This is a genomic window from Nitrosomonas sp. Nm34 (genome assembly GCF_900113925.1).
Taxonomy (GTDB): domain Bacteria; phylum Pseudomonadota; class Gammaproteobacteria; order Burkholderiales; family Nitrosomonadaceae; genus Nitrosomonas.
The window spans coordinates 1-12,660 of the sequence record NZ_FORD01000018.1 but is presented as its reverse complement, the minus strand read 5'-3'; the positions used below and the strand labels follow the sequence as shown (position 1 = coordinate 12,660).

The window sequence follows — 12,660 nt, the reverse complement described above, 5'->3', positions numbered from 1 at the left end:
GAGCTATAAGCCCTTTATAAGAACGAACTTTATTGGCAAATTCACTGCATTCAGCAATAAAGTCCTGGCTCTCCAAGATAAAGAAAAGTTTACGATAGCCGAGGTGGTGCCTCAGTTTGATGTTGATGTGGCAAAAATGTTGATAAAAAGTATTTTCTCGATAATGTCGTACTTAAACTATTAAGTAATAATTTATTTTTATCAAATTGCTGCTTTGATTATTACCTGGCAGCCTTCAGAAGCTGTCTGGAAAAATAATTTCAATTAAAATCAATGATTTTTATAATAACTAGAGTTTAGAGTAAACGCCCCTTATAGTTGGAATTTTTTCCCAACCTGAAAAATGTAATGCATATGATCTTTTTTGTTGTATTACATGTTGTTGCTTTATACCTATCCAGAATTCGAGTTTTTATTCCAATCTGGCGGCATGAATTTCTTACATTTTGCATTCCACCATGAGCGAATAGCGACATGTCTTAAAATATCCACCAGTCCTTTACGAATCTGACCAGCAGTTTGGGGTTGATGCTTGCGCCATGGAGAATACTGGTACAATATCTCCACTGCCTGGCTGTTTTCCATTGTCCAGGCTTATGGTCATTCTCAAACTCGCACCAGACAGCCCGAACCAACCGGCCGTTCAGGAAGCGCGCTTTTGCCAGTATGCTGCGCAAACGGACGCGTTGTTCTTTGCCGTAGATGTGCAAGGTAGCCATCCAACGATGCAAGTGTTCAACCTGTTCGGGCGTAAACTTCTCGCCGTATTTCCGGCTTCGCCCCCGTTGGTTCTCTAACCTTGGTGCAGGCACATCGTATAGACGAGTATATCTTCTGACCTGACCCATTACATCAAAGCCGCGATTAAGCATCTTGCTGATAACGTATTGCCGCATATACCAGCTATCCATCAGTACGCGCACCCTAAAACCACGAAGCAAGCTCTGTACAGCACGTATCAGCGTATTAGCTGCCACCCGTTTCCCGGTGTGGCTACTCGCTGGCATCAATCGGGAAAGTAACGGCAACGCTACCGGTTCCTGGCTGGGCCGACGATTGATGATCGCCAGATTGACCCAGCATTGATCTTGCACAAATGTTGACAGATTGACCTTATTGCCATGCTAGTGATGAATCCGGCTGCCTGGTGCTTTTTTCGAAGCACGCAATGTCAACGTATCATCAATCGTCAGATGAACCACATCGTGTGTGACGTTTGCTAACATCAGTCGCATAAATTGCCGTGCCAGCGCCAGCCAGGACTATTTTCCCTGTTGCAGCCACTTGTAGTAACTCGTCCAGTGATTGCGCATAGCCAGCATCAAATACGCGTCCGTGACAAATCCCCTTAGGGTCAACATCGCCCCGATCAACAGCTCAATAAAGGTACCTGTTGATCTTAAGGGTAGCACTTTCGCTAAAAATGTTATCCAATTACATAGTTCGCCAGGGATACCAACCTGTCCTTTTGCGTTCATCGCGGCCTCCAGAAGTAAAATGACATTTCTTTCTAGAGGCAGCCTTTCTAAATAGCTTTTAAAAACAAAGCTATTTAGAAAGGCGGCAACGATTTTTTCGTTGCTTTGTCAAGCCTTATGTTACTTTTTCATTGATTTTAGATTATTTTTCTCCTTTGATGCTGAAACTCTAAACTCTAGTTATAATAAGTTAAGAAATGTCATACAAAACGGATATAAATGATGAGGAATGGAATTTGATAAAAAAGAGTTTGACCCTATCAGTAAACGCGGCAATAGCCACAAACATAGCAAAAAAAGCATTGTGAATGCCATTCTATACGTTGTCAAAGGCGGGATTCAGTAGCGGCTTATGCCGAACGATTTTCCTCCTTGGCAAACTGTTTACGATCACTTTAGCCGATGGAACAAGCGAGGTGTCTGGGAGAAATGCATGGATAAGTTGACGGTTCTTCGTCGCCAAAAAACTGGACGCCGTGCAGTACCCAGTTATGGCATCATTGATGCGCAAAGCTTAAAAACCCAGTATGCCAGCGAAGAACGAGGAATTGATGGTGGCAAAAAAGTTAAAGGTCACAAACGGCATGTCGTAGTAGACATTCTTGGCAATTTACTCCATGTCAAAGTTCATGCTGCCAATATGAGCGATACCAAAAGCGCTTGTATAGTGTTGGAAAGCGTTATCGATAAATACGATAAATGCCCTTCACTCAAAGCATTCTCAGGGGATGCCGGCTACCGAGGTACAGCAGTTGATTTCGCAGCTGGTAGACTAGGTCTGAGTTTGCCACATTTCAGAAAAAATCGAAGGTAAATGGGCTGTTTTGCCAAAGCGATGGGTAGTCGAACGTACGTTTTCCTGGCTAGGTAACTTCCGCCGTTCATCCAAGGATTTTGAAATCTTGACTGGTACTGCTTAAAATATGATTCGTATTGCCATGATGAAAATAACACTTGCAAAGTGCGTCTAGTGTTTTGCCAGACAGCTTCTTATTTCTATAAATAGAAATTCAAAATAATGAAAAAAGGAATTTTACAAATATCTCTAAGAAAAATACAGGAAGCGTTTGGTAGGCAAAGAACTTCCTCAGAAGATGACTCTTCAAAAAGTACTACTCAGGCTATTTCTTCTTCTGTAGCTGCTAATACTGAACTTTTATCATTAGAAGTGGTATTGCCAACAACATCAGTGAGTCGAGTAAATCAGTTACGTACTGAAATTGCTCAGGGAGCTGCTTTTCTTTTCACTTTTGAAACAGGCAATGCAACCATCCCAAGAGGAATGATTTGTTCAAATCATATTGACACGGATGATGATGTTGAATATGTAACACTTGCTAAAGGTGATCCTAAAGCTCTTTCCGATGGAATTACAGGTGGTTACAGTATGCGACTTCCTGATCAAATCGAAGCTGCGGCAAGCGGTCATCATGTCATTGTGCATATTATTGCCCGTGCCTCGGGTAGCGATCAATCACGCTTTGCTATAGCTTACTCGACAAATGAGGTTGGCAATTCCGGTTGGCACTGGTTTAACGCGGAATCGGAATGGTCAGTTTACACCATGGAATATGATGTTAACGTCATGAAAGAAGGTCGGGGAGATTTTATCGGTATTCTGCCCGACAGTGAGAGGAACCCGGGAACTGATTTTTGCTATTTTTCTATTACTATAACAAAGAGGATTGAAATTCAAAATGTTCTTCAACAAAAGAATATCGTGAGAAGAACGATTATTGTCAGTAGTAACTGCCAGACCGGTGGAATAACGGCTGCTTTACAAGAAATATTTTGGAAAGACAAGGTCTTGGCTGTGCCTCACCCAAACTTCACCAATGATCAGTTACTTGAGCATTTATCTGAAGCAGATATCTGGATTTCGTCGGATCGATTTGATATAGCTCAGAAGTGTTTAACAACTAATCCAAAGTTAGCGATCTACAAAATCCCTTCTTTGCATTTTCCAGCTTTTCATCCTGATTTAATTTATGCCAATAAAATATCGACAAATGAAGTAATTAGAACTCCGCATGATTATCATTCAGCAATATGTGTCTGGGGTTATAAAAATAACCTGGAAATTGTTGATATTGCTGCACTTTTTACATCAGAGGTTTATTATAAGTTAGGTTATTTCTCTAAGTGGAAATCAAGCGTTGATTATCTTTTGCAATTATTTAAGAGCTGTAATTTGGATGCAAATTTATTTCTACCCTTCATTATCCGACAGGGATTGTTTATGTATTCGATCAACCATCCAAAAGTATATGTTTTAGTAAGACTGGCAAAAATGATTGCTATGCAAGCTGGTATTAATCAGTCAATTCTGGAAAAAGATATTAATATTAGAGATGGATTAACTGATATTGTCTGGCCCGTTTATCCAGAGATTGCAGATTTTTATGCTTTACCCGGCGGTTCTTATGACTGGAAATTTTATGGAAATATAATAATAAGTGGAGTAAATAATTATATTGAATACAGCTTTAATAATTTTCAAAGCCAAAGGGTTGAGAGCTATGATATCAAATTCCGTGGACGGGATGAATCCGTATATGACCACGTTCTCGGGCCAATTGCAGGAGTTAAAAAATGACTAACCCTTACAAAGGATTGGATGATTATTGCTTTTGGTCGCGCAGTATGACAACACCTCCTCCCGGACAAATAGATCCAGCGACAAGAAACGCCAGCATATTACCGTCACACAAAGTCGCTACCATGGGAAGTTGTTTTGCCCAGCACCTGGCTAAGCATATCAGGGCGTCCGGTTTGAATTATTATGTGCCAGAGTCAGCGCCAGTAGGTATGAGTGAGCAGGAGGCTACTCAGAAAAATTATGGTGTATTTTCTGCCCGATACGGGAATGTGTACACGGTACGGCAGGCTGTTCAATTATTTGAGCGGGCATTTGAAGAATTCTCACCTATTGATGGGATATGGAAAAGAAACGGGCGATTTGTTGATGCTTTCCGGCCTCAAATCGAGCCAGATGGTTATGGTTCAATAGATGAGGTAAAGCGAGATGTCGCCAATCATCTGAATTGTGTACGGGATGTTTTTAAGAAGGCTGATTGGTTCATTTTTACGCTGGGTTTGACAGAAGCCTGGCGTTCCAGACTGGATGGAGCAATTTATCCTACAGCTCCTGGTGTGGCTGGAGGAGAATTTGATTCTTCCAAGCATGAGTTTGTTAATTTCACTTGTGACGAAGTTCAGGCGGATCTTTGTCTGCTTATTGAAAAAATTCGAAGCGTGAATCCTGATGTGCAGATTCTGCTGACGGTTTCACCCGTACCTCTGATCGCGACGTACGAGAATCGGCATGTGTGGGTATCCACTACTTACAGTAAGGCCGCGCTTAGGGTTGCGGCTGATGTGGCTGAACGAAGCTATAAAAATGTGATTTACTTTCCTTCATACGAAATTATAACCTCACCAGCTGCAGGTGGCAGGTATTATGCTGATGATTTGAGGCAAGTGACTGAAATCGGAGTTAAGCATGTGATGAGGATGTTTAGTAAACATTTTTTCCCCGATCAAAGCAACCATTTTGCAACCGAACAAACTTCCGTGCCACTGTTGGCTTCACTGCAGAGTGAGGCAGACGTTGTGTGTGATGAGGAGGTGATTGAGAGAGCTTTGCGAGGAGCAGGCTTTTAAGTACATATATTAATATAGTTTTGCACTTCAAATCTTGTGTTGTTTAGAACTCTAATTTTTAGAGCGTCCTAAAGTTAATTTTTTATATGATTTTTCAGAACAGTGAGACGTTCGAGATAGCGATCACCGATAATTTCCGGAGAAAATAAATCTTTCATCTGTTGTTGCCGCTCAATCGAGATGTTTCCCTTGGTATGACGTTGTCGCACTCGGAATACTTCACGCATGGCTTCGGCTGCGGCAGATATATCCGGTTCTGCCCAGAAATTATCTTGTCCCTCAACATAATCATTTGAATTCGTAGCTTTGAGGTGGCAAGGAATTAATCTTGCACCTGCAGTACGGCAGAAATCGGTATTGCCGCCGTAATTACTGGCGATGACTTCCAGACCCAGTAGCAACGCTTCGGCAATACCACGGCCAAATCCTTCAGCGCGATGCAGCGAAATAAAGCAATCACATGATCTATATAGCTCCAGCACTTCAGTTTTGCTGAGTCGGGCATCAAGAATAACCAACCTGTTATCAGCTTTTGCAGCAGTAAGGATAGTTTGCCAAGCTGGGTTATGAATATCGGGGCGCATACATTTGACGACAAGACCGACCGCATCTTCGATCAAAGGGAATGCTTGATGAAATGCGTTAATAATGGCTAAAGGATTTTTACGCTCAATGAAGGAATTGCCATCGAATGAGAATACAAACAATGTTTTATTTTCCGGCAGACCGAAACGGCGGCGTTGAGTGGGTGCCGTGAGATCGATATCCGGGAGCTTTACTGCCGTTGGCATATATAGTACTGGCACACTACTGGCGCGTTGTGCTGCTTGCTGAATATGCTGGCTAGCAGCCCAGACCTCGTCCACAAGGTTAAAGCAGTGGTTCCAATTAGTCGGCCAGTTCTGCAGTTCCCACGGCCAATAGCCGATAGTGTAGCGGCTACGAAATAGATGCGCGCCGCGGGTAATATAAAGGCGCAACTGCTCCAGAGCTGTCAGGCAAACAAGATTAATAGAATAGCGTGGTTCGCTCGAAACCCATTGCTCGATGCTTCGATCCTGTTGATGAATATTACTGCCAGGAGGGAAGTCAATGACGGTAAAGGGAATATTGGCAGCTTGAAATGCATGTGCTGCCATGCGGACATCTTCACCGATACCAAGCTCACCAAAGGCGTAGCCTATCAGGTTGATACCAAAATCTTGATGTGTGGTTGAAGATTTGTTGCTGATATGCGACCAGGTTTGCGGTTTTACTTGAGTGAGCAAGGGTAGGGCAGTTTCCTGCGGCGCATAATGCTCCAGCCAGTGACGGAACCCGCCGCAACCCCGTGTAGTGGTAAGATCAAAAGCAGCTCGCAGATCGGCGCGGTATTGATATAAGAGATGAGCAAAACAAGTTTTGTCGATTTCATCATGATCAATTAAAAAGTGCTTTTGCCATGCAGGAATTTCAACTATTGCGAGATCGAGTTCACGCCATCCCCCAGCGCACCAGAACCAGCCGAGTACTGCTAATTGATCTTCACTGGTAGCTAGACTTGAATTGATGTCGAGATCTTTGCGTTCCATGATAACCAATTGCATAAAGCGCGAGATCCCCCCAGACCATTCGGTAACGGGTAGCTCTGCAGGTAAAGACAATGTTTGCCAGAATGGGATGAGTTCACGCAATGCAACATATTCTTTGCGGCCATGCACGACACACCAGGCAAGAAAGCGATGGCGACCGTCAATTGTGGTGAGCGGGCACATCTGCTGCAGATCTTTATCCCGGATCTGCCAGATCGCCAGATGCAAACCATAAAAAGGACTGATGCCAGGGACATCCAGGCCAAGAATAGGCTGTGCATAAAAATGTTCTGCACTAGTTTGTTGTGGTAAGGTGGCGAACAAAGCTGCCAGAGAAGTAGCTGGAGCTTGTTCTACATCAAGTTGATTTGGCTTAATTCTTTTCTTTGTGGTCTGAGCTCGGTAAGCCTTTGTCATTACAAATTTTGTGTAGTGTTTAAAGTGGTAAAGATCATGCTGCTAGATAATCGTATTAGCATAACAATTATAAAATTATCGTTCGTCCTGAGCGTATTGAAGGCAGATGTCAGCTGCTTAGTGGTTTGACAGGTTCACCGCGAACGATTCGACAAGCTCATTGCTAACGGTTCGGCAAACCGACTGCTCAGTGCAGGCTGGGCTGTAATGACTCTATTGGAGCGATTCAATAAACTAATCTCTATATTAATTTCAGCATATGTCTCTAGTATATTAGAATCTTTCGGATTATGATTTAACTTCTTATGCTTTCTTACTTAACAGAGTGTAACAGAAAGTTCTTGTCATTTTGATGTGTAATATGCTGTTAGCAGAATGCTCAAAATCTACCGACTTATGCTAAAGGAAATGGCAATGTAAATTTGTTCTAATGTTTCGGTGGAGAATGTCGTTTATTAGACTGTAGCTAATTCTATTTTAGAAGCATTTACACTAGAATAATAAAAGTACCATAAATAATAAGTAATAAAAAACTCTTTTATAAATTAAATTTTGAATGGCGGAAGTATAGAAAATATATGTTAACTTGGCAGAACAATGGTGTATCAAAGTTACGAAGAAATATTTGAATAGTAACAAATCAATAAAATTTTACTTTAGTAATATTCACATTTGACAACTTGTATATTTCATTGCAATCAATTACTTGCTGAGACTTGAGTTGATGGCTGCTTTGTGTTTGTATGAAAAGAACATATGCTCATCCTTATCGTTAGCTTTTACTTGAAGTGCTAATTACTCCACTCAATTATTTGTATGAAAAAAAGCACTAACACAATCTGGCATCATGCTACTGTCACTCGTAACCGTCGTGAACAACAGAATGGTCACCGTTCGGTAGTGTTATGGTTCACGGGACTTTCCGGTGCAGGTAAATCCACTTTAGCCCATGCTGTAGAGGAGGAACTGCATCGTCAAGGGTGTCGTACTTTCGTACTGGACGGTGATAATGTTCGTCATGGCCTCTGTGCGGACCTTGGTTTTTCAGCTGAAGATCGTACAGAAAATATTCGTCGTATTGCTGAAACGGCTAAACTTCTCACTGAAGCAGGGGTGATTGCAATGACAGCCTTCATTTCCCCTTTCCGCAGCGACCGGGAACGGGCACGCAATTTGTTTTCACATGGTGACTTTATTGAAATCTATTGCCAAGCCCCGCTGGAGCTTTGTGAGCAGCGCGATGTGAAAGGGCTTTACCGTCGTGCCCGTGCTGGTGAGGTGAAGGATTTCACAGGTATATCTTCTCCTTATGAGCCGCCTCTAAGTCCAGAATTGGTGGTTGCAACAGATAGCTTGCCTTTGGAAGATTGTGTGTCACAAGTTCTTACACTGTTGCGCTTCAGAGGGATAATAAGTCAGGGTAAAAATGAGAGTCAATGTGACAGCAAGCGTCATGTCTCTTAACATTGCTGTATTTAAAGATCCAGCTTTTATTTAAAAAGCAGGCGTGTTCATGAAAGGAAATGTTTTAGTTTTGATTATATATTAACGAATTTCATTTAGATGTATTATCCTAAAGAAATTAGTGTGGTGGCATGAAATAGGAATTTGTATAAAATTCCATTCTGATTTTATAAAGAGAGGCTCAAACGATGACAAAAGGAATTTTACAAATATTTTTTGAGAAGATACAGGAGGTATTCGGTGGAGAAAAGGTTCCTTCGGAACATTCTTCTTCAAAAATCAATTCTCCAGCTTCTTCTATAGCTATTCATTCTCCTAAGACTACTTCTTCTGAAGTAACAGAAATACCAGCGAAATCATTTAGTCTGATAGAGCAGTTACGTACTGAAATTGCTCAGGATGCCGCTTATATTTACGTTTTTGAAACAGGCGGTGCAACAACTATCCCTGCAGGAATGGTTTGTTCAAGCTACGGTGGCAAGAATGGTGAGGATGGTTATATTACTCTCGCTAAAGGTAATCCTAAAGCTCTTTCCAGTGGACCTACGAATGGTTACAGCGTTCGTCTTCCTGATCAAGTTGAAGCTGCAGCAAGTGGCCATCATGTCACTGTACATGTTATTGCCCGTGCTTCTGGTAGTGATCGATCACACTTTGCTGTGGCTTATTCAACTAACGAAGTTGGTAATTCCGGTTGGCGCAAATTTATCGCAGGGTCAGAATGGTCAATTCATACCATGGAGTATGATGTGCCAGTCATGAAAGATGGTCGTGGAGATTTTGTAGGTATTTTGCCTGACAGCGAAGATAACCCAGGAACTGAATTTTGCTATTTTGCTATTAATATTTCTGAAAAAAAGTAAAGATGAAGTTTCGCTGATAAACAGATTGCACATTAGTTAATTCGTAGATTTTCTCAACTATGACAGAAATACCGTTCAACTTGAGTGTGTCGAAGGCTGATATTATTGCTTAGCGGTTCGGCTACGCTCACCTTAGACAGGTAAATGTTTTGTTTTACTGGAACAAATCTCTAGTGGCTGGCTGATTTGTTTATGGATTTCAAGCAGTGAGTTAGTGCGGATAAGCCTGTGCCATTCGCCATATGTTATAAACTTAACCGAATAAACCGCAACCTAATAAGGTATATATTTGCTGGCTTTAATCTTATTGAGCAAAGCGAGAAATAAACATATCATTCCAGTTTATGACATTAACTCTTAACGTAGTGTAGTGTACTTCGGTTTGCAAGCCAGAGTCATGTGCGGTGAAACAATATTCCTGATTGATCTGGTTGAGAGTTGTTCCAACTGTCGTTATTGGTGAATACATATAGTGAAATGCAGTTTTTCCTGTTTTTAATCGGTTAGACTTCTGAACAATATTAAGCAATGTAAATAAATTTTGAGACTAGCCGCAAAACCGAGCTTGGATAAACATACTTAAAAAATGCGTCGTCCAGTAAATGCTTACTTTTCAAAAGGGCGCAATATGATCCTGCTACGGTTCTACGGTTCGCGGACATGCTTTAATCAGTGTATTAACCAGGGTATTATGTTATGTCAACTTCAATTGGTGGTCGATCAATTGGTTGAATGCCAGTAGGGCATCATAACTCATTAAGGCATTACCAGAAGGGGCGGGCTAGCATCCTGAAGTTTGCGTAGTATGACTTTTCGGATGGTTAGACCGGCATCCGGTGCCGAAATACGAAAATCTTGACCGTTGACCCGTCCTCCAAAATAGGCATCAGAAAGCCGAATTTTAGCTGTTTTCCACGCTACCATATTGGTCAAGTGAGCGTTTATGACTGATTTAAATGCATTATCATTTGGAAGTACTGTCATGGTGCTATCGTATTCAACAATGATATTTCCGTTTCCTATGTCCAGGTATTCGAATTCCAGTTCAAGTGGTACTTTATCCCGAAAGAAGAAGGAATTGTCAACGTTGAAATAGAAATAATTGACAGCGTGATTCGACCACTCAGCCCGCATGGCAGGTATGCCAGCTGTTAAATCAAGGGTTGTTTTTCCGTCAGGATTTGATCCCAGCGTTAAACCGTGGCTGACTGGGGGTTGTTCGAGAATAATGGAGACTTCCTGATCATCTGCGTATGGGCCTTCGCGCTTAGTTTGTATACCGGAGTGCCAGAGATTGGCGTACTTTCGGGTGAGATCAACATACAGGCGTCCATATTCTCTTGATGGTGCGATATCAGTACCTTCGTGGAACTCGTTCCATGTTTCAACAACGGCGATTCTTGGTCTCGTTACGGGATCGAGAGAGAGCGCTATATTCCAGGCGCTTCGGTAAAAATTTCCCCCTTCCCGTTGACGGAGGTGGTGTTTGACACCCGGGACAGTTGAATTGTCGAATCCTGGTCCAACAGCCGCGACGCCTTTTATCTGGGGTTCCAGCGCAGCGCCCCAGCTATAGTCCAGATCCGCACGGCCCTGCCATGAAGCTTCTTTGACGATGAAAGGTTCGATGCCAAAGTCTCTGGCGAATTCCGTCCTGAGATAATCGAATGCAGTCGCATCCTGGTTCTTTGCGAATGCAGCTGAATAGAGCCATACAATCGGTTTGCCATTGACCGAAGCGCGCAGATTGCTGGGTATCATCGAATAGAAGTCGCGCACAGTAAGATAAAACCATTCCTTGCCTTCTGGTTTGCTAAGATCAACATGATATTTTTTGCTGTTGTCTCGCAAAGTGGTTGTATCGTAAAACATTCCAATGCGGGGAGAGCGAATCCCTTCTTTCTCAAGTTTTTGAGCAGCGTCCACTAAGGCTGGCAGTCCTTCCAAACTCCAATGCGACCCGGACCCTGGGTAACCCCAATAAACTGGAAGCATGAAATCAATTCCAGCGGCAAGAACGTCGCGTAATTGCTGGAGATGCCAAGCGGAAGAACGATACGACATTCCACTGGAATCGGTGGGGTGATCGGTGAGAGCATCCGTCCCATCCGGATCCAGGATGTGCATTTTAGTATTGATATCGTACCAGTAGAAGTAATAGGTGCCAACGATCGGCTGATCATGATCGAATGTGCTTTGTAAGTGAGTGGCGGGCGTCTCCTGTTTCAAATACGGTCCGGGCGGAGCAGAGCGGGCTGATACATCCTTTGAGTAAAGTGTGGCAACGGTTGTCGAGATTAAGAGGAAGAAAAGAGCTGAGGCGAGTTGGTGCAAGACTTTATACATTTGCGTTCCTCCATGGAATGGATGATTTAGGCAATACGTCTTGGTTGCTCAGTTTTAGTGGGTCTAGCCATGCTAGGGGACAGCGAATGTGCCTAGGAAAATGAATTTTCTTTACCAAGCTGATTGACAGCTGGAGTTTAAGCAGAGGTCGCGAATCAAATTGATCTAGCTCTGCTTTATGATGATGCTAAGGAATAGACGGCAAGTAGACAATAATGCAAAGACATACAATTTCTATCCCTGGGTGTTTGAGCTCCTAAAAAGCTTCAAATGGGATAATGGGATATTTGGGGAGAGGTATGGAAGTGAGCATGGGTACAGTTTGATGGGCTAGGGATCGGTGTCATGGGATTCTCTGTGGCGACCGGCAACTTGACCTCTATGCGTATTTGCCCTTTGATACGAGAGGCTTGCTAATACGCCTGTACAGCTTAAAAATTTTATTGAGATGGAGGGAAATCCCCGAATGACAGTTTTACCGGTTTTTTTTGGCAGAAAAGTGAAGCTTGATTTCTTTCTTAAAAGATTTCTTGTCCTTATGCCTCATTGAGACGCATTAATTTTTATTCCATTTCTAAATTAAAACTGGCTTTGTAGGCGTAACCTTGACGTTTTATTCATAGTACCTACGGTCGCCTTCACGTCATGTTTGATTTGGAAATGGAATTACGTCATTAAACCCGCGTAAGGCGCAATAACCATCGGACATTGCGCCGTATGTGCCTTATTTCATCATCTGGTGCAATGCGTTACACTTATTGCACCCTAGTGTGCCCGGCATGGGTTAAAACTTGTTATCTGAGAGGAGATAACCGGAGTTAGTAACGACAACCGTAGTGAAACGCAAGGGGGAAACCG

10 protein-coding genes and 1 pseudogene are annotated in these 12,660 nt (G+C 42.6%); 7 read left to right on the top strand and 4 right to left on the bottom strand.

Annotation, left to right across the window (positions count from 1 at the left end):
* Positions 1 to 479: 479 nt before the first annotated feature.
* A complete protein-coding gene (locus BM283_RS09065) occupies positions 480 to 1,094 on the bottom strand; it encodes an IS701 family transposase (protein ID WP_090692242.1) in 615 nt (204 codons plus the stop codon).
* A 168-nt stretch (positions 1,095 to 1,262) separates the two neighbouring features.
* Complete coding sequence (locus BM283_RS09060; RefSeq protein WP_090692240.1) at positions 1,263 to 1,478, bottom strand: hypothetical protein; 216 nt, start codon at positions 1,476 to 1,478, stop codon at positions 1,263 to 1,265.
* Positions 1,479 to 1,830: 352 nt separating this feature from the next.
* Here BM283_RS09060 and BM283_RS20545 point away from each other — a divergent pair.
* The 5 genes and pseudogenes from BM283_RS20545 to BM283_RS09045 all read left to right on the top strand — a co-directional run.
* Positions 1,831 to 1,899 (top strand): annotated as a pseudogene (locus tag BM283_RS20545) (hypothetical protein); the annotation flags it as partial.
* 12 nt (positions 1,900 to 1,911) lie between these two features.
* Positions 1,912 to 2,292, top strand: a complete 381-nt coding sequence (locus tag BM283_RS19405) for a transposase (RefSeq protein ID WP_217646490.1) — start codon at positions 1,912 to 1,914, stop codon at positions 2,290 to 2,292.
* 10 nt (positions 2,293 to 2,302) lie between these two features.
* Entirely contained in the window at positions 2,303 to 2,398 is a 96-nt protein-coding gene (locus BM283_RS20540) for a transposase (protein ID WP_368086420.1), read from the top strand.
* 98 nt (positions 2,399 to 2,496) lie between these two features.
* A complete protein-coding gene (locus BM283_RS09050; RefSeq protein ID WP_090692238.1) occupies positions 2,497 to 4,074 on the top strand; it encodes a WcbI family polysaccharide biosynthesis putative acetyltransferase in 1,578 nt (525 codons plus the stop codon).
* Positions 4,071 to 5,141, top strand: a complete 1,071-nt coding sequence (locus BM283_RS09045) for a GSCFA domain-containing protein (RefSeq protein WP_090692236.1) — start codon at positions 4,071 to 4,073, stop codon at positions 5,139 to 5,141. The genes BM283_RS09050 and BM283_RS09045 overlap by 4 nt, the downstream gene beginning before the upstream one ends.
* Before the next feature lie 74 nt (positions 5,142 to 5,215).
* Here BM283_RS09045 and BM283_RS09040 read toward each other — a convergent pair whose 3' ends face one another.
* Entirely contained in the window at positions 5,216 to 7,129 is a 1,914-nt protein-coding gene (locus tag BM283_RS09040) for a glycosyltransferase (protein ID WP_090692234.1), read from the bottom strand.
* A gap of 816 nt (positions 7,130 to 7,945) precedes the next feature.
* Between BM283_RS09040 and cysC the strand changes: the two genes are divergently transcribed.
* Both cysC and BM283_RS09030 read left to right on the top strand, forming a co-directional pair.
* Positions 7,946 to 8,593 carry an adenylyl-sulfate kinase gene (cysC, locus tag BM283_RS09035; RefSeq protein ID WP_090692232.1) on the top strand — a complete coding sequence of 216 codons (648 nt, stop codon included), beginning with the start codon at positions 7,946 to 7,948 and terminating at the stop codon, positions 8,591 to 8,593.
* 188 nt (positions 8,594 to 8,781) lie between these two features.
* Positions 8,782 to 9,456 (top strand): hypothetical protein, encoded by a 675-nt coding sequence (locus BM283_RS09030; RefSeq protein WP_090692229.1) that lies wholly within the window; start codon positions 8,782 to 8,784, stop codon positions 9,454 to 9,456.
* 756 nt (positions 9,457 to 10,212) lie between these two features.
* Here the strand turns inward: BM283_RS09030 and BM283_RS09025 are convergent.
* A complete protein-coding gene (locus tag BM283_RS09025; protein WP_090692228.1) occupies positions 10,213 to 11,802 on the bottom strand; it encodes a DUF5010 domain-containing protein in 1,590 nt (529 codons plus the stop codon).
* Positions 11,803 to 12,660 lie beyond the last annotated feature (858 nt).

Excerpts from the sequence above, each read along its gene's own strand:
- BM283_RS09060 (WP_090692240.1), bottom strand. The coding sequence starts at position 1,478 with ATGAACGCAAAAGGACAGGTTGGTATCCCTGGCGAACTATGTAATTGG.
- BM283_RS19405 (WP_217646490.1), top strand. The coding sequence starts at position 1,912 with ATGGATAAGTTGACGGTTCTTCGTCGCCAAAAAACTGGACGCCGTGCA.
- BM283_RS09050 (WP_090692238.1), top strand. The coding sequence starts at position 2,497 with ATGAAAAAAGGAATTTTACAAATATCTCTAAGAAAAATACAGGAAGCG.
- BM283_RS09045 (WP_090692236.1), top strand. The coding sequence starts at position 4,071 with ATGACTAACCCTTACAAAGGATTGGATGATTATTGCTTTTGGTCGCGC.
- BM283_RS09040 (WP_090692234.1), bottom strand. The coding sequence starts at position 7,129 with ATGACAAAGGCTTACCGAGCTCAGACCACAAAGAAAAGAATTAAGCCA.
- cysC (WP_090692232.1), top strand. The coding sequence starts at position 7,946 with ATGAAAAAAAGCACTAACACAATCTGGCATCATGCTACTGTCACTCGT.
- BM283_RS09030 (WP_090692229.1), top strand. The coding sequence starts at position 8,782 with ATGACAAAAGGAATTTTACAAATATTTTTTGAGAAGATACAGGAGGTA.
- BM283_RS09025 (WP_090692228.1), bottom strand. The coding sequence starts at position 11,802 with ATGTATAAAGTCTTGCACCAACTCGCCTCAGCTCTTTTCTTCCTCTTA.